The following is a 15,201-nucleotide window of genomic DNA, read 5'->3' on the forward strand; positions in this document are numbered from 1 at the left end:
TCCGCGTAATCCGTGGCCAAATCTTCTCTGAAACCTAGCCGGCACGAACCAAACCCGCGCGCGGCTGCGCGATCGCGACGAGCAGGCGCTCGAATTCGACCCAGGCATCGCCGATGCCGCGGCCCTTGCCGATGCGGTCGACGCGGCCGGCCTGGATCAGGCATGCGTCCCAATGCCCGCGGTCGGCGCGCGACAGCGCCTTCTTGTAGATCGCCTCGCGCGCGGGCCAGATGCGTTCGGCCTTGAACGCGGCCGCGGGGTTGCCGCGCGCATTCGCCAGACGCGCGAGCAATTGCAATTGGTTGAGCATCCAGCCGAGCATCGCGACGACTTGTTCGCCTTCCGCGCGCAGTCCGGCGAGGATGCGCAGCGCGCGCGCGGAATCGCCGGCGAGCGCCGCATCGGCGAGCTTGAACACGTCATAGCGCGCGCTGTCGGCGACGAGATCTTCGAGCGTGGCCGCGTCGAGCGGCTTGATCTGATCGGGACCGCTGCCCTGCAATAGCGCGAGTTTGTCGATCTCCTGCGCCGCGGCAAGCAGATTGCCTTCGATGCGTTCGGCGAGCGCGTCGATCGCATCGCGCGTCGGCTTAAGGCCGCGCGTAGCCATGCGTTGCGCGATCCAGTCGGGTAGTTCGTTCGGTTTGAGCGGCCACATCGACACGAAGATGCCGGCTTTCTCGACCGCAGCGACCCAGCTCGTCTCGTGCGCCTTCGACCATTGTGTCGCGGTGATCAGCAGCACTGTGTCGGGCGGCGGGTTCGCGCAGTAGTCGATGATCGTCTGCGCGCCTTCCTTGCCGGGTTTGCCGGTCGGCACGCGCAGGTCGATCAGCTTGCGCGTCGCGAACAGGCTCATCGCGCTTGCGCTCTGAGCCAGCGCGTTCCAGTCGAAGCCGGAGTCGGCGTCGAGCACTTCTCGCTCGCTGTAGCCGAGTTCGCGCGCACGTGCGCGCAACGCATCCGCGGCTTCGAGCAGGAGCAGGTGCTCCTCGCCCGCGAGCAGATAGACGGGCTTGAGCTCGCCCGTCGCGAGTTGCTTGCGCAGCGCCGGTAACGGTGTCGGCATTTTGTACGGGGATTTACTGCGACAGGCGCCGTTCGACCGAATCGATCTTGCGCATCACGGCCTGGGCCATGTCGCGTTCCATTTCGCGGCGGATCACGTCCTGCTGAGCGCCCGTGCCGGCGGCCTGGGTCTGGTCGAAGGTGAAGCTGCGCGTTTGTTCGATCGGCTGCTTTTCGAGCACGGTCTTGCCGGCCGAATCGACGATCTCGAGATCGACGTGGTAGATCATGTTGAACTCGTTCACGCGCGCATTGCCGCCGACCGAGCCGACCAGCGTCTGCACGCCGACGGCGGTCATGCGAATCTCGCCGACACCTTCGCCGGGCGCCGCGATCGTGGCGCCGGCGCGCTTCATCGCGTCTTCGACGCTGCGCCGGAGCTGCCCCGCCGGTTCGGAGCTGACCACCGCGACGCGCTGCATGCTCGGCGCGAGCTTGACCTCGCCGCGCAGATGGAAACCGCAGGCGGAAAGCAATGCGGCGGCGCAAAGCGGCAGCACCGCCTTGCCGAATCCCCAATTCCGAATTCCGAATCTCATGGTTTCATCCTACGACAATATTCACGATCTTGCCCGGCACGACGATGACCTTCTTCACCGTCTGCTCAGCGATGAACTTGATCACGCCGGCATCTGCCAGGGCGATTTTTTCGATTTCCTCGCGCGAGGCGCCGACCGCGGCCTCGATCTGTCCGCGCAGCTTGCCGTTGACCTGCACCGCGAGAGTCACCGCGTCCTTGGTCAGCGCCGACTCATCGATTGCAGGCCAGGCCACATCGATGATCGCCTGCTGCTGCCCGAGCGCAAGCCACAGCGCGTGCGAGATATGCGGCGTGATCGGATTGAGCAGCAGCACGATTGTCTCGAACGCCTCGTGGCGCACGGCGCGGCCCTGGTCCGACATATCGTCGAACTTGCCGAGCGCGTTGAGCAGCTCCATCAGTGCCGCAATCGCAGTGTTGAACGACAGGCGGCGGCCGTAGTCGTCACCGACTTTGGCGATGGTTTCGTGGGTCTGCCGGCGCAGCGCCTTCTGCGCAGCGTTCAGCGCGCCCGCATCGACCACGGGATGATCCGGCTGGGCGACGTGCGCATGCAGGTCGCGCCACAGGCGGCGCAGGAAGCGCGCCATGCCTTCGACGCCCGCCTCGTTCCACACCATCGACTGCTCGGGCGGCGCGGCAAACATCGAGAACAGGCGCACCGTGTCGGCGCCGTACTTCGCCACCATGATCTGCGGATCGACGCCGTTGTTCTTCGACTTCGACATCTTCTCGATGCCGCCGATCGACACCGGCTTGCCGTCGCTCTTGAGTACCGCGCCGACGATGCGCGCTTTGTCGTCGCGCTGAATCTCGACGTCGGCCGGATTGATCCAGGTCTTCAAGCCGTCGGTCTCTTCGCGATAGAACGTCTCGGCGATGACCATGCCCTGACTGAGCTGATGCACGACCGGCTCATCGCTCGTGAGCATGCCCTCGTCGCGCATCAGCCGATGGTAGAAACGGAAATACAGCAAGTGCAGGATCGCGTGCTCGATGCCGCCGATATACATGTCGATCGGCAGCCAGTAGTTCGCGCGCTCGTCGACCTGCGTCGCCGCGCCGGGCGAGGTGTAGCGCGCGTAGTACCAGCTCGACTCCATGAAGGTGTCGAAGGTATCCGTCTCGCGCTCGGCCGGGCCGCCGCACTGCGGGCAGGTGGTCTTGCGCCAGCTCGGGTCGGCCTTGATCGGCGATTGCACGCCCATGAACTGCACGTCTTCGGGCAGCACGACCGGCAGTTGGTCTTCCGGCACCGGCACCGCGTCGCACTTGGGGCAATAGATGATCGGGATCGGGCAGCCCCAATAGCGCTGGCGCGAAACGCCCCAGTCGCGCAGGCGGTAGTTGATGCGCCGCGTGCCCTTGCCTTCACGCTGCAACTTATCGGCGAGATAGTCGAAGGCTTCGCGGTAGTTCTTGCCGTCGAGTTCGCCCGAATTCACCACGGTGCCGTACTCAGTGTAGGCGCCCTCGGTGATGATGCGGTTTTCGAACTCTTCGACGATGCTCAGCGCGCTCGGCGCCTCGACCACATCGATCGCACGGCTCTGGCCGAGCGCGGCGGACATCGGATCCTGGTTGCCTTCGGCCTCGCGGCCGAGTTCGGTGATCGCGTCGCGCACGGCGTCGCTGACGATCACCATCTTGATCAGCAAATCGTACTTGGTGGCGAATTCCCAATCGCGCTCGTCGTGCCCCGGCACGGCCATGACCGCACCGGTGCCGTAGCCCATGAGGACGAAATTCGCCGCCCAGATCGGCAGCTTCTCGCCGCTGATCGGATGGATCGCGTGCAAGCCCGTGTCGACGCCCTTCTTCTCCGCCGTCTCAACGACAGCCTCGGACGCGGCAACGTGGCGGCATTCCTCGATGAACGCGGCCAGTTCGGGATTGTGCTGCGCGGCCTTCAGCGCGAGCGGATGCTCGGGCGCGATCGAAACGAAGCTGACACCCATCAGCGTGTCCGGCCGCGTGGTGAACACAGTCAGCGGCTCGCTCTCGCCGTCCACGCCGAACTGGATTTCCAGACCTTCCGAGCGCCCGATCCAGTTGCGCTGCATCGTCTTGACCGCGTCGGGCCAGCCGGGCAGTTTGTCGAGGCCGTCGAGCAATTGGTCGGCGTAGTCGGTGATCTTGAGGAACCACTGCGGAATCTCGCGTCGCTCGACGAGCGCGCCCGTGCGCCAGCCGCGGCCGTCGATCACCTGCTCGTTGGCGAGCACCGTCTGGTCGATCGGGTCCCAGTTCACCACCGAATTCTTGCGGTAGGCCAGTCCCTTCTTGAACAGACGCACGAACATGCGCTGCTCGTGCACGTAGTAATCCGGGCGGCAGGTGGCGAATTCGCGCGACCAGTCGATCGCATAGCCCATCGTCTGCAGCTGCGCGCGCATGTGGTCGATGTTGGCGTAGGTCCACTTCGCCGGCGCCGTCTTGTTCTTGATCGCCGCGTTCTCCGCGGGCAGGCCGAACGCGTCCCACCCCATCGGCTGCAGCACGTTCTTGCCGAGCATGCGCTGGTAGCGGCTGATCACATCGCCGATCGTGTAGTTGCGCACGTGGCCCATATGCAGCGCACCCGACGGGTACGGCAGCATCGACAGGCAGAAATACTTCTGCTTGTTCGGGTCTTCCTTAACTTCGAAAGCCTTGGTGTCGTTCCAGAATTTTTGCGCCGCGGCTTCGACGGCGGCGGGATCGTAGTGTTGTTCTTGCATGATCGATCGGAAATGGCGCATCCGCGCGCCGTAGGCAGGTCGCGCAGGGTACCTTACGGGGGCGATTGGCGCCAATCCGCGGCGTCGGCGCAAGGCGAATCCGCTGCCCGCGCGAGCGGCGATACACGGGCGATTCCGCTACTGCGCCGAGCCACCGACGAGTGGCCGCAACCGTTTATGCGGCAGTGCGCATGGCTTCCCTCCTGGCCAATCGCTAGCATGCGGGTCCCTTAGCCGGAGATCGCCATGCGTCTTAGTCTTGCCGTCGCCCTCGCCCTCGCCTTGACCCTCACCACCTCCGTGCACGCCGACGACAAGGCAGCGGCGACCGGACTGACGGCCATCCGCTGCGGGCACCTGCTCGACACCGACGCCGGCAAGCTGCTCGGCGCGACGACGATCGTCGTCGAGGGCACGCGGATCAAGGAGGTCAAGGCCGGCAGCGTCGACATTGCCGGTGCGGCCAAGGTCATCGACCTGCCGACCAGCACTTGCCTACCCGGCCTGATCGACAGCCATACCCACCTGACCTTCGAGACCAGCCCGACCGGCTACACCGACCAGTTCCGCTGGAACGTCGCCGACTACGCGATCCGCTCGACCGTCTACGCCAAGCGCACGCTTGAAGCGGGCTTCACCACTGTGCGCAACCTCGGCGACGGCAACGGCGAATCCGTCGCCCTGCGCAACGCGATCAACGCCGGCATCATCCCGGGTCCGCGCATCTTCACCGCGGCGCAGGCGATCGGCTCGACCGGCGGCCATGCCGACGGCACCGACGGCTACCGCAAAGACCTCGCCGGCGATCCCGGACCGAAAGTCGGCATCATCAACGGCACCGACGATGCGTGGAAAGCCGTGCGCCAGCACTACAAAGACGGCGCCGACGTAATCAAGATCATGCCGTCCGGCGGCGTGCTCGACGAGAGCAGCAGCGTCGACAACGCGCAGATGACGATCGAAGAGATCAAGGCCGTAGTCGCCGCGGCGCGCGACTACGGCTTCGTCGTCGGCGCGCATGCGCACGGCGCCGAGGCGATCCGGCGCGCGGTGCTCGGCGGCGTCGATTCGATCGAACACGGCACCTTCATGAACGACGAAGACATGAAATTGATGAAGGAACACGGCACTTGGTACGTGCCGACGATCATCGCCGGCAAATACGTCGAGGAAAAAGCCGGCGTGCCGGGCTACTACCCGCCGCAAGTCGCCGCGAAGGCCAAACAGGTCGGCCCGATCATCCAGGCCACCGCGGGCAAGGCCTACAAGGCCGGCGTCAAGATCGCCTTCGGCACCGACGCCGCAGTGTATCCGCATGGTCAGAACGCAAAAGAGTTCAAATACATGGTCGACGCCGGCATGCCGCCGCTGTTCGTCATCCAGGCCGCGACCACCCATGCGGCGCAACTGCTGCGGCGCGAGAAGGACCTCGGCAGCATCGCCCCGGGCAAATTCGCCGACGTAATCGCAGTCGACGGCAACCCGCTCGACGACGTCACCGTGCTGCAGAAGGTCGGCTTCGTTATGAAGGCGGGGGAGCGCTACAAATAGCAGGCACTAGATCCACGCACTCTAGCTCTGCAGAACCCAGCGCACATAGACCGTGCCTTCGCTGCTGGGCGCGCCGAGCTGGCCGTACTACGAGTATGTGCGCTCCACCGACAGGCCCGGCACGCTGCTAGTCGGCAGTTGCGGATAGGTCTGCGTGTCCACACGGCTCGCACTGTTGTACGTCGTTCCGTTGACCAAGCTCAGCGTTGAGCCCGGCTCGTTGATCATCGCCTGAATGCCGCTCGGGCGGCTTGCGTCGTCATAGGTGTATTGCTCTTTCCAAACCGCGGCGCTCAACGCTGGGTCGCTCTCTTTGCCGCGGCGGCGGATAAAGAAAAAATGACACCTTTTCTCTCACCTTACCCATTCTTATTATCAAGAAGATTGAATTATTGACTTTGCCTCATTGCATTTGAGGCAAACAAAGATATATACCATGCCGCAATCAGCAATGATGAACTCATCATTTATCGAATCCAATTGGCCGTAGAACGTCATCGGCCCACCACAATCAGAGCAATTCGGCCATTCTGCTCTTTGTAAAAAACTAGGCCTACCACCGAGCTGATGACGAGTGCCGACTTCTTGAGAAGCCCATTCGAATTTGGGCAAGTTCGCTGCATCTTCGCTCAACGGTTCCGGGCGAAGACGAAATGGTGGAATTTCTTTCATTTTCTTACTTTATTTACTGCAGGGACGACGGCTCGACCTCCAACCCTTCTAACCCATCGAACCACTCATCGCGTAGGCTATCGGGTAACTTCGTTCCGCACCACGGACAATAGTCGATTTCCAACGCGCTGCTACCTCCGTCCAAGATATCAATACCGTACTCGCGAAATTTCGCCGAATAGCTGACCGGTATCTATTCGCTTTCAACAGCAGGATTCATCTGCCTGCACCAGTGTGGAGGGGTTTTCATATATCCAACTTCCTTCTAGGTACATGCTGTTTAGTCATCTTTTGGTATGCCTAACTAGAAAGTCTCGTCAAATAGATGATCCTGATCCCATCCTTGCTCTCTGCCTCAATCGATCACCCCATTCACCACCGACTCTATCGAGCACATCATTCAACGGCCAACCTGGAGCAGTTTCGATTAAGTGAAGAAGAGTCCATGCAAGACCGAAACAGTAATCAGGCCCGAAGAGCTTCACGAGCACCATTGCCTCAACGTCAGAGACAGGCTGCTTAATTTCCGTTAGCAGATTTTGGACCTTCTCCAACCAGACCACATCAGGATTCGCCGAACCAGGTAATGGCCCGAGCTTCATCAGTTCTTCGACTTTGGATTGCATACGATCGTCCGTCCCCATCTCGTTCTTGGAGCCTATAGCAGCTAATCGGGGAGTCGAACGAGACGCAGACTGTGAAGAAGTTGGTATTTCTCTCCTCCAGCAAGTTCTTCTGTGAGTTCCTGCCCAGCCCAAGCGGGTGTCATTAAGTGAAGGTGGCCGACATTTGATCTCAAATACTCCAACTTCCGAAGAAGCACGCCCAGCCCTTCGGCATCGAAACACAAGGCAACTTCCGGGTCCTCGCCCTTCTGAAGTTCTACGGTCAGTTTCATTCTTCTGATCCTCCTCCCATTTCGTATTTCTTTTTCCCCAACGGCCCTTTGTAGCTTCTCAATCGGTTTACATCAACATGAGGCGCCTCGCCAAAGCTAAGTCTGCGCGTCCACGCGGCCCGCGCTGTCGTAGGTCGTCGCGCTAAACAGGCTCAGTGTCGAGCCCGGTTCGCTGATCGTCGTCGCGATGCCCATGGGTCGGCTCGCGTCGCCATACGTGTATTGTTCTTTCCAGACCTCGGCGCCCGATGCTGGATCGTTCTCCGTGCCGCGGCGGCGCGACACCGTGGCGATCTGGCCCACTCCGTTCGTCGGATCGTAGGTCCACGTGTCGAGCAGGCTCTCCACCGCCACCCGGGCCTTGTCGGTCGGCGAGATCTGCTTGCGCTGCGTCACCCGGCCTAGCACGTCGCGGCCGGTCACCTTTGTCGTCACTTTGCGCGCGTCGGTCCGCGCCTGCAGCTCTCCGAGCGCGTTGTAGGTGAAGTTCCACGTGCCCTGGTCCGGGTCCACGCTCTGCAGTCGATGGCCCAACGCGTTGTAGGTCGCCTGGATAACGTTATTTTCCACGTCGCGGATCGCCGCCACGTGGCCCAGCGCATCGGGCCAGTAGTTCGTCGTCTTGCCGTTCGCATCGACCGTCTGCATCAGCTGACCGAGCACGTTCGTGCTGCGGCTCATCGTGATCGACGAATTCGGGCAGCGGCAAGCGGGGTTCTTGATCGTTCGCGCTGACGGCAATTTGTTCGGCAACCTGCACAACGCGCGGGGTGTCTATGCGGCCTGGTGCGAGCGGCAGGAGGTGCAGACCCACGCGCTACGCTATGCCTTTGCGCATCACCAGTACCGGCACTATCGGGCCGATAAGGTTCTCCCATCGCGAGACCCTGACCGCGCTGAGCAAGGATCTGGGGCGCGGCGACAGTCGTGGCCGTTGGGTCAAGATGGTTTACCTGCGTGGCATGGACTCGGCTTAGTTCGACTAGCCGCTCAACGCACAAGCTCGACGCGAAGCCGGGCTAGATGCGTCAGGTATGCTGGTTAACTGGCTATGGGTTGGGAACCATTTTCTACTGGTTTCCACGTTACAAATCCATCAACCCAATGATCCTGTCCAATGACGTAAGGATCGACGGAAAAACCTTCAGGAAAGTCCTCAAATCCTGTTCTCTGGCGAGCGCGCTGAACTGCCGCGTTTGCAGCATCGGCTGTTGCATACACGCCGACAAACTTGAAGTCTTCCTCACCATTCGGAAGATCATGGACGTGAGTAACAATGAAAATTTTTTCCACGATATTTCTCGATTGATTACTTATTTAGGATCGACGAAGGAGCGATCCCCCACTTGCGAATCTTGCTCCATTCCGAACTAGGTCCTGTCGGATAATTTCCTTTTCCATATTTCCCACCAAGAAGCCTGCCTGCAAAGCTCTTACCGCTCTCACCAACTTTCGGTCGTTCTCCTTTCGCCCAGCTCGGAACACCCTTCGCACCTTCTTTGCCGCTGACGCCGGGTACTGGAACTTTCGTGGCATCAGATTGATCGCTCGTCATCGCGGTCGGCCCGCGAATCCCTTCAGCATCCCCAAATCCCGGCGTGGTCGGTAGCGATGGAGCCTGAGGTAACGTCAGCGGACACGAATTTCCGCAAGTATTCGACTAGCCGCTCAACGCACAAGCCCGGCGCGAAGCCGGGCTTGTGCGTCAGGTGTGTGAACACCACTGCCTAACCGAGAATCGCGGTACGTCCCCGATTATTCTAGTGTTACGCTGCCCCCTTATTATTCCCGAGCTAGTACGGTAGTGTAATACCGCGTTCTGAACAGATTCGCTCAAAGTAAGTCAGCGCGCCAAACAGTTGCTCCTTCAAATCCTCTATCTCACCTGCCAAGTCCTCTAGCTGTCCAGTATCGAGCAGTCGTTCCATTAGCTCCACCTGCTTCTGCAGGGACCGCAATGTGTCACCCTGGACAACTACACCAGGATAGTTCCTCTCCGGCAACTGCACGACCGCATAGTTGACTGGCGGGCTCAGAAGATCGGCTTGCATAGTCATAATTCGCTCCTCACTTACTGCTGCGGCGTGAAGGTGATAAACGGCTCATTCTGCTTCACCTTTCCTCTGAAGAAGTCTTGGTTGCGTGGCCCACCGAGCCCTCTCGGACCTTCGGGCAAAGAGCTGCGAAGACTGTGAATCGTTCTACCCTTAGTAGCTTCTGGCACAACGTAGTCCCAGTCTGACATTGCATGAGTTGTACCTTTGGCCCGACTCCCAATCACCGTAATTTCAGTGCCGGTTCGATTAGCAGCGTTCTGAATGCGCACAATCTCCTGGGCAGTAAGGTTCTCAAGCTTCGCCCCCCCACCAACCAGCGGCCCTACACCCTTCGCAACAACACGCTCTGGCATCCCAACTAGAGATGCCATAAACATGGCACCTTCGCCAACCGCAGCGCCACGCCGGCTTTCCGGCGGAACAGGCGAAATGGGCACAATGTCGTCCAGCAGGTGTCTCTCACCGCCGCTCGTAGCCCAAACAGCAAACCGCATGAAGTCATTTGACGCGCGATTTGCGGTGTTATTCGCACCTGTAACAAACCCAAACGCATCATCACCAAACGTTCCCGGTGCGCGGCCACCATCTCGGTAAGCTGTGCTTTCCGGCAGGAATCCTTGCGTTAACGAGTCCATGAATTTGGGGAACTGCTCCGCAAGACGAGCAACCTGGCCCATCGCGTTATTCGTAGCTTGGTTGATCGCTTGCAAAGTACCGTAGATGTTATTTAGCGCGCGAACTTGGTTCGCATTCAGTGTTTGCGATCCATTGTTGGTAACCACCACGGTAGCTACTTTCTTGCCATTGGAATCGACTATTTGATTAACGCCATCGTTCGAAGCAAGACACACAGAATCAACCTTGCCTTCCTTATCCATCTGGCATTGATAACCCGTCGGGTCTTTACCACTAAGCGGATTGTTCCCAATATAACTATATGGATTCAGCGATTGCGAGCTAGCTGGATTCGCAATGATCGGATCGACATTGAGGAACCTCCCTAATTGGTAATCGTACACCCGCCCGCCCATATGGATCAGCCGCACCTCGTCCGCATGGTCGTGCTTGGTGAACCCGTGGATCGTCTTGTCGAGGTCCAGCGTGCCGTTCTCGCGGTTCCCCATGTCGCCATTGCGTGCCTTACCGAACGCGTCGTACATGCGTGTCGTCGGCACGTTGTTGTCGACCACGCTGATCGTGCTGCCGAGCCGGTCTCTGAGCAACACGCTGACGCTGTCCACGCCACCCGTCCGCGTCACCACCACCGGACCCAGCTCGTGCACCTGCTTGGCACCGTTGCCCACGCCCACCTGCTCGTAGCCGTTCGGGCCGAAGTAGCGCAGACCCTGACCTGACAGTTCCGTGGTCATGCCACCCAGCGTCGAGTAGCTCCAGTTCATCATGCCGGTTGCCGGATTGCGCACGATGCTGCGCGGATGGTTGTCCGCGTCGTACACCGCCGTGATCGCCCCGCCGATCACGTTGCCGTTCGCATCACAGGTGTAGCTCAGGCCGTTCGCCGAAGTGACCGCATGCGGGCCGCAGCCGGTGCTAGTACCGCCGTACGCGTAGCTCGTCGTACCGTTGTCGCTCTTGCTGACGATGTTGCCGTTGGCCGAGTAGGTGTAGGTCACCGGATCGCCGATCGCTCGCGCCGCTTTGGTCAGGCGCTGCAGGCTGTCGTAGGTGTACGTCTCGGTATTCGTCGCCGCGCCCGCGCTGCGCTGCTGACGCATCAGGTTGCCGAAGCCGTCGTAGGCGTAGCTCACCTGATCGCTCGTCCCGCCACTCCAGCTCAGCGTTTTTGACTGGCCCGTCGAGAGGTAGTCGCTGTGGCTGCCCGTGATGACGCCGGGATACTGCTCCACGGTCACATGGCCCCAGGCGTTCTGGCCCTGCCCGACCCAGTACACATAGCCCGTGCCCGCGTTGCTCAGCGCGCCGAGCTGGCCGTAGGCGGTGTACGTGTGTTTCACCGACAGGCCCGCCATGCTGCTCGTCGGCAGTTGCGGATAAGTCCGCGTGTCCACGCGGCCCGCGCCATCGTAGGTCGTCGTGCTGAACAGGCTCAGTGTCGAGCCCGGTTCGCTGATCGTCGTCGCAATGCCCGTCGGGCGGCTTGCGTCGTTGTACGTGTACTGCTCTTTCCAGACCTCGGCGCTCGATGCCGGATCGTTCTCTGTGCCGCGGCGGCGCGACACCGTGGCGATCTGGCCCACGCCATTCGCCGGGTCGTACGTCCACGTGTCGAGCAGGTTCTCCGCCGCCACCCAGGCCTTGTCGGTCGGCGAGATCTGCTTGCGCTGCGTCACCCGGCCCAGCACGTCGCGACCCGTCACCGTCGTCGTCACGTTGCGCGCGTCGGTCTGCGTCTGCAGCTCTCCGAGCGCGTTGTAAGTGAAGTTCCACGTGCCCTGGTCCGGGTCCACGCTCTGCAATCGATGGCCCAGCGCGTTGTAGGTCGCCTGGATAACGTTGTTTTCCACGTCGCGGATCGCCGCCACGTGGCCCAGCGCATCGGGCCAGTAGTTCGTCGTCTTGCCGTTGGCGTCGACCGTCTGCATCAACTGGCCCAGCACGTTCGTGCTGCGGCTCATCGTGATCGACGAATTCGGGCAGCGGCAAGCGGAGTTCTTGATCGTTCGCGCTGATGGCAATTCGGCCGGCAACCTGCACAACGCGCGGGGTGTCTATGCGGCCTGGTGCGAGCGGCAGGAGGTGCAGACCCACGCGCTGCGCTACGCCTTTGCGCATGACCAGTATCGTGCCTATCGGGCGCAAGGGTTCTCGCATCGCGAGACCTTGGCCGCGCTGAGCAAGGACCTGGGGCACGGCGACGGTCGCGGCCGGTGTGGGTCAAGATGGTTTACCTGCGCGGCATGGATGCCGCCGGGTTCGACTAGCCGCTCAATGCACAAGCCCGGCGCGGAAGCCGGGCTTGATGCGTTAGGTGTGCCTGATCAGCTGACTATGCTACCGCCAGCGGTGGAGCCAGCACTTCACGGAACGAGTAGCCCGTGAAGCCACCTTTCTCGAAGACCGTTTTGAACCGCTCAGAGACATAGCAGGCAACCCGGTATCCCTCCGGACGAAAAATGTCGCAGCCTGCTAGGCGATTGCCGAGGAGCACCGCTTTTCGAACCGCGCTTATTTGCCCGCGCTTGCTAGGAGCGGTGAAGTTGTCGGCAAACAGGCTGATGTCAGAACGCTTCCGATCCAGGGCGTCGCGCACTGTCGTAATGTTCGCCACAGCGAAGCCTTCGATTTCTTCATCATTGGGCCGCAGCACTCGAAGCGGCAAGTACTGGATGTCGCAGCCGACTCCGCCTTCCTCCAATGCCGCCCGAAGGCGCGCCGAGTAGATCGGCACGCCAAGGTAACTTTGCAACACGTCGTCCGGGTCACCATCATCTGCTGGCTTGGCGGCCTTAATCCATGCGTTGGCCGGCCAATTTTCGACCCTTTCACCTCGTCGCAACAACCAGTCCTCCATCCCTAGGTCACCATCATCGGCGACGTAGGGGTTGGCCACAGTATTGTCACACGCGATCGCATCGAACCATTTCACGGGATACCGGCCCCTTTCACCATTTCCGGGTTCTTCAACAGCTCTTGCCTTATCTCATCGAGCGTCGTTCGGAGTGCGCCTTGCGCTTCGACGCCTTGCAGTCCATCCGTCGCTTCTTGGAGTCTGCGTAAAACATAGTTGTGATACTCGGCGGCATGGCGACCAGCATGGCCTTCCAGAAGTACTTTCTTTGCCTCGTACTGCAAATTCATTCCAGCTCGTTTGAATATCTTCTGGAATGCTTCGGTGAACCCACTTTTGATCGCCTTATCGGTGGCGATGTGATGCAACTGGGACTTTACTAGCGGCAGCAGAACTCCCGCACCCGCTTTAATCGCGGTAGCGCTGGCAATGGATCCCCACGATTCAATCCCGTCATTGTTCGGCGCATGTTCTGAGCTGCCAAAAAGAAAGCCCCCCCGTCGCGAGATAGGCGGAGTAGCCCGCTTCTTTCCAAGGATTCCATTGCGTAGTGTTCGCGAGCATGTACTGCCCGCGCTGCGCGTCGGTCCAAGGCAATCCTTGAACTTTCCCTACGGGCTGATCCGGCCCGAGCCCGTAGGTCGAAACCACTTGCCCCAAAGCACCGTTAGTCGCCGAACCGATCGAGTTGTAGCTGATGGGTCTTCCGCCGCTCAGCGCATTGGAGATATAGCCCGTCTGACCAGTGAAGGTGCCACTGACCGAGCCGCCGCTTCCCTTAACAGTGATCTGATCGCCCTTGTCGGCAACAACTAGAGTCGTCTTCTTACCATCCTCTCCCTTGTGATGTTGCCGCTGTTCGAGTAGGTGTAGGTCACCGGATCGCCGATCGCGCGCGCCGCCTTGGTCAGGCGCTGCAGGCTGTCGTAGGTGTACGTCTCGGTGTTCATCGCCGCACCCGCGCTGCGCTGCTGACGCATCAGGTTGCCGAAGCCGTCGTAGGCGTAGCTCACCTGATCGCTCGTGCCGCCACTCCAGCTCAGCGTTTGTGACTGGCCCGTGGACAGGTAGTCACTGTGACTGCCCGTGATCACGCCGGGGTATTGCTCCGCGGTCACATGGCCCCAGGCATTCTCACCCAGCCCGACCCAGTACACATAACCCGTGCCCACGTTGCTCAGCGCGCCGAGTTGGCCGTAGGCGGTGTACGTGTGTTTCACCGACAGGCCCGCCATGCTGCTCGTCGGCAGTTGCGGGTAAGTCTGCGTGTCCACGCGGCCCGCGCTGTCGTAGGTCGTCGCACTGAACAGGCTCAGTGTCGAGCCCGGTTCGCCGATCGTCGTCTTGATACCCATCGGGCGGCTTGCGTCGTTGTACGTGTACTGCTCTTTCCAGACCTCGGCGCTCAATGCCGGATCGCTCTCCGTGCCGCGGCGGCGCGACACCGTGGCGATCTGGCCTACACCGTTTGTCGGATCGTACGTCCAGGTGTCGAGCAGGTTCTCCGCTGCCTGGCGCAGCGCATCGGCCCAAGGATTCGTGTCTTGCCGCTGACGAAATTCCTGCTGTCATATACGCGTCGCCAGGAGCGTACTGCGTACCATATTAGCAGCTCAAATCAGAGCAACGCCAAGCGACCGATTCGCCACTCTTGTAGAACCATCTCAGCGGTAAAGCCGATTACTCCTTTCATGCGCGAGATGAACTCCAAAACGGCGACAGCACGACTCTCGTCCAAAGACAGAAAATGAGTTGCTGCCCAACACCGGACGCTAGCATCTTTGTTATCCAGCAATGGCTCAAGCAGCGTGCGCTCTCTATCGGGGCGCTGACGCATCACTTTCAATATCTCGAAAATAATGTCAGACATCTGATTCGCCCGATCACTATCAATCGGGCGAGTCATTGCTTTTCCGTGTTGACGAGCAGCATCAACGTACCGCTTCACGAGTTCTTCATCATTCATTTTTAATCAATGCGCGGGGTGTCTATGCGGCCTGGTGCGAGCGGCAGGAGTTGCAGACTCACGCGCTGCGCTACACTTTCGCGCATGATCAGTACCGGCTCTATCGTGCCGAAGGGTCCTCGCACCGCGAGACTCTGGCCGCACTGAGCAAGGACCTGGGGCACGGCGACGGTCGCGGCCGTTGGGTCAAGATAGTCTATCTGCGCGGCATGGATGCCGCTGAGTTCCACTAGCCACT

The 15,201-nt window shown here is 60.7% G+C and carries 17 protein-coding genes; 2 read left to right on the plus strand and 15 right to left on the minus strand.

The window, feature by feature from the left end:
* Positions 1 to 34 precede the first annotated feature (34 nt).
* The 3 genes from holA to leuS are packed head-to-tail and all read right to left on the minus strand — an operon-like array spanning position 35 to position 4,329.
* Positions 35 to 1,069 carry a DNA polymerase III subunit delta gene (gene holA, locus FFS30_RS00285; RefSeq protein WP_137911117.1) on the minus strand — a complete coding sequence of 345 codons (1,035 nt, stop codon included), beginning with the start codon at positions 1,067 to 1,069 and terminating at the stop codon, positions 35 to 37.
* Between the two features lie 13 nt (positions 1,070 to 1,082).
* Complete coding sequence (gene lptE / locus FFS30_RS00290; protein ID WP_137911118.1) at positions 1,083 to 1,607, minus strand: LPS assembly lipoprotein LptE; 525 nt, start codon at positions 1,605 to 1,607, stop codon at positions 1,083 to 1,085.
* Positions 1,608 to 1,611: 4 nt separating this feature from the next.
* Positions 1,612 to 4,329, minus strand: coding sequence for a leucine--tRNA ligase (leuS, locus tag FFS30_RS00295; RefSeq protein ID WP_171014336.1), 2,718 nt, complete (start codon positions 4,327 to 4,329; stop codon positions 1,612 to 1,614).
* 246 nt (positions 4,330 to 4,575) lie between these two features.
* Between leuS and FFS30_RS00300 the strand changes: the two genes are divergently transcribed.
* On the plus strand, positions 4,576 to 5,880 hold the full coding sequence (locus FFS30_RS00300; protein WP_249352093.1) for an amidohydrolase family protein: 1,305 nt from the start codon (positions 4,576 to 4,578) through the stop codon (positions 5,878 to 5,880).
* Between the two features lie 87 nt (positions 5,881 to 5,967).
* On the opposite strand, the gene FFS30_RS00305 is transcribed toward FFS30_RS00300, so the two are convergent.
* The 12 genes from FFS30_RS00305 to FFS30_RS00365 form a co-directional block, all read right to left on the minus strand.
* Complete coding sequence (locus FFS30_RS00305) at positions 5,968 to 6,177, minus strand: hypothetical protein (RefSeq protein ID WP_137911121.1); 210 nt, start codon at positions 6,175 to 6,177, stop codon at positions 5,968 to 5,970.
* Between the two features lie 78 nt (positions 6,178 to 6,255).
* Positions 6,256 to 6,552 (minus strand): DUF1963 domain-containing protein, encoded by a 297-nt coding sequence (locus FFS30_RS00310; protein ID WP_137911122.1) that lies wholly within the window; start codon positions 6,550 to 6,552, stop codon positions 6,256 to 6,258.
* Between the two features lie 317 nt (positions 6,553 to 6,869).
* Entirely contained in the window at positions 6,870 to 7,178 is a 309-nt protein-coding gene (locus FFS30_RS00315; protein ID WP_137911123.1) for a hypothetical protein, read from the minus strand.
* Between the two features lie 41 nt (positions 7,179 to 7,219).
* The gene (locus FFS30_RS00320; RefSeq protein WP_137911124.1) at positions 7,220 to 7,450 is read right to left on the minus strand and encodes an Imm32 family immunity protein; all 231 of its coding nucleotides are present in this window, start codon (positions 7,448 to 7,450) and stop codon (positions 7,220 to 7,222) included.
* Between the two features lie 96 nt (positions 7,451 to 7,546).
* A complete protein-coding gene (locus tag FFS30_RS00325) occupies positions 7,547 to 8,131 on the minus strand; it encodes a hypothetical protein (protein ID WP_137911125.1) in 585 nt (194 codons plus the stop codon).
* Positions 8,132 to 8,491: 360 nt separating this feature from the next.
* Entirely contained in the window at positions 8,492 to 8,743 is a 252-nt protein-coding gene (locus FFS30_RS00330) for a hypothetical protein (protein ID WP_137911126.1), read from the minus strand.
* 500 nt (positions 8,744 to 9,243) lie between these two features.
* Positions 9,244 to 9,507: a hypothetical protein gene (locus FFS30_RS00340; RefSeq protein WP_137911127.1), complete on the minus strand. Its 264-nt coding sequence runs from the start codon at positions 9,505 to 9,507 to the stop codon at positions 9,244 to 9,246.
* Between the two features lie 14 nt (positions 9,508 to 9,521).
* Positions 9,522 to 12,104, minus strand: coding sequence for an RHS repeat-associated core domain-containing protein (locus tag FFS30_RS00345; RefSeq protein ID WP_137911128.1), 2,583 nt, complete (start codon positions 12,102 to 12,104; stop codon positions 9,522 to 9,524).
* A gap of 371 nt (positions 12,105 to 12,475) precedes the next feature.
* On the minus strand, positions 12,476 to 13,075 hold the full coding sequence (locus FFS30_RS00350) for a DUF1629 domain-containing protein (RefSeq protein ID WP_137911129.1): 600 nt from the start codon (positions 13,073 to 13,075) through the stop codon (positions 12,476 to 12,478).
* On the minus strand, positions 13,072 to 13,365 hold the full coding sequence (locus FFS30_RS23695; RefSeq protein ID WP_171014337.1) for an AHH domain-containing protein: 294 nt from the start codon (positions 13,363 to 13,365) through the stop codon (positions 13,072 to 13,074). The genes FFS30_RS00350 and FFS30_RS23695 overlap by 4 nt, the downstream gene beginning before the upstream one ends.
* Positions 13,366 to 13,809: 444 nt before the next feature.
* Positions 13,810 to 14,442: a hypothetical protein gene (locus FFS30_RS00360; RefSeq protein ID WP_137911131.1), complete on the minus strand. Its 633-nt coding sequence runs from the start codon at positions 14,440 to 14,442 to the stop codon at positions 13,810 to 13,812.
* Between the two features lie 173 nt (positions 14,443 to 14,615).
* Positions 14,616 to 14,903 (minus strand): DUF2019 domain-containing protein, encoded by a 288-nt coding sequence (locus FFS30_RS00365; RefSeq protein ID WP_249352095.1) that lies wholly within the window; start codon positions 14,901 to 14,903, stop codon positions 14,616 to 14,618.
* On the opposite strand from FFS30_RS00365, the gene FFS30_RS23700 reads away from it, so the two are divergent.
* Positions 14,903 to 15,196: a hypothetical protein gene (locus tag FFS30_RS23700; RefSeq protein WP_171014331.1), complete on the plus strand. Its 294-nt coding sequence runs from the start codon at positions 14,903 to 14,905 to the stop codon at positions 15,194 to 15,196. The genes FFS30_RS00365 and FFS30_RS23700 overlap by 1 nt on opposite strands.
* The last annotated feature ends 5 nt before the right edge of the window (positions 15,197 to 15,201 follow it).

This window comes from Rudaea sp. 3F27F6, from assembly GCF_005503555.1.
Lineage (GTDB): Bacteria > Pseudomonadota > Gammaproteobacteria > Xanthomonadales > Rhodanobacteraceae > Rudaea.

Excerpts from the sequence above, each read along its gene's own strand:
- holA (WP_137911117.1), bottom strand. The coding sequence starts at position 1,069 with ATGCCGACACCGTTACCGGCGCTGCGCAAGCAACTCGCGACGGGCGAG.
- lptE (WP_137911118.1), bottom strand. The coding sequence starts at position 1,607 with ATGAGATTCGGAATTCGGAATTGGGGATTCGGCAAGGCGGTGCTGCCG.
- leuS (WP_171014336.1), bottom strand. The coding sequence starts at position 4,329 with ATGCAAGAACAACACTACGATCCCGCCGCCGTCGAAGCCGCGGCGCAA.
- FFS30_RS00300 (WP_249352093.1), top strand. The coding sequence starts at position 4,576 with ATGCGTCTTAGTCTTGCCGTCGCCCTCGCCCTCGCCTTGACCCTCACC.
- FFS30_RS00310 (WP_137911122.1), bottom strand. The coding sequence starts at position 6,552 with ATGAAAGAAATTCCACCATTTCGTCTTCGCCCGGAACCGTTGAGCGAA.
- FFS30_RS00315 (WP_137911123.1), bottom strand. The coding sequence starts at position 7,178 with ATGCAATCCAAAGTCGAAGAACTGATGAAGCTCGGGCCATTACCTGGT.
- FFS30_RS00320 (WP_137911124.1), bottom strand. The coding sequence starts at position 7,450 with ATGAAACTGACCGTAGAACTTCAGAAGGGCGAGGACCCGGAAGTTGCC.
- FFS30_RS00325 (WP_137911125.1), bottom strand. The coding sequence starts at position 8,131 with ATGAGCCGCAGCACGAACGTGCTCGGTCAGCTGATGCAGACGGTCGAT.
- FFS30_RS00340 (WP_137911127.1), bottom strand. The coding sequence starts at position 9,507 with ATGACTATGCAAGCCGATCTTCTGAGCCCGCCAGTCAACTATGCGGTC.
- FFS30_RS00345 (WP_137911128.1), bottom strand. The coding sequence starts at position 12,104 with ATGAGCCGCAGCACGAACGTGCTGGGCCAGTTGATGCAGACGGTCGAC.
- FFS30_RS00365 (WP_249352095.1), bottom strand. The coding sequence starts at position 14,903 with ATGACTCGCCCGATTGATAGTGATCGGGCGAATCAGATGTCTGACATT.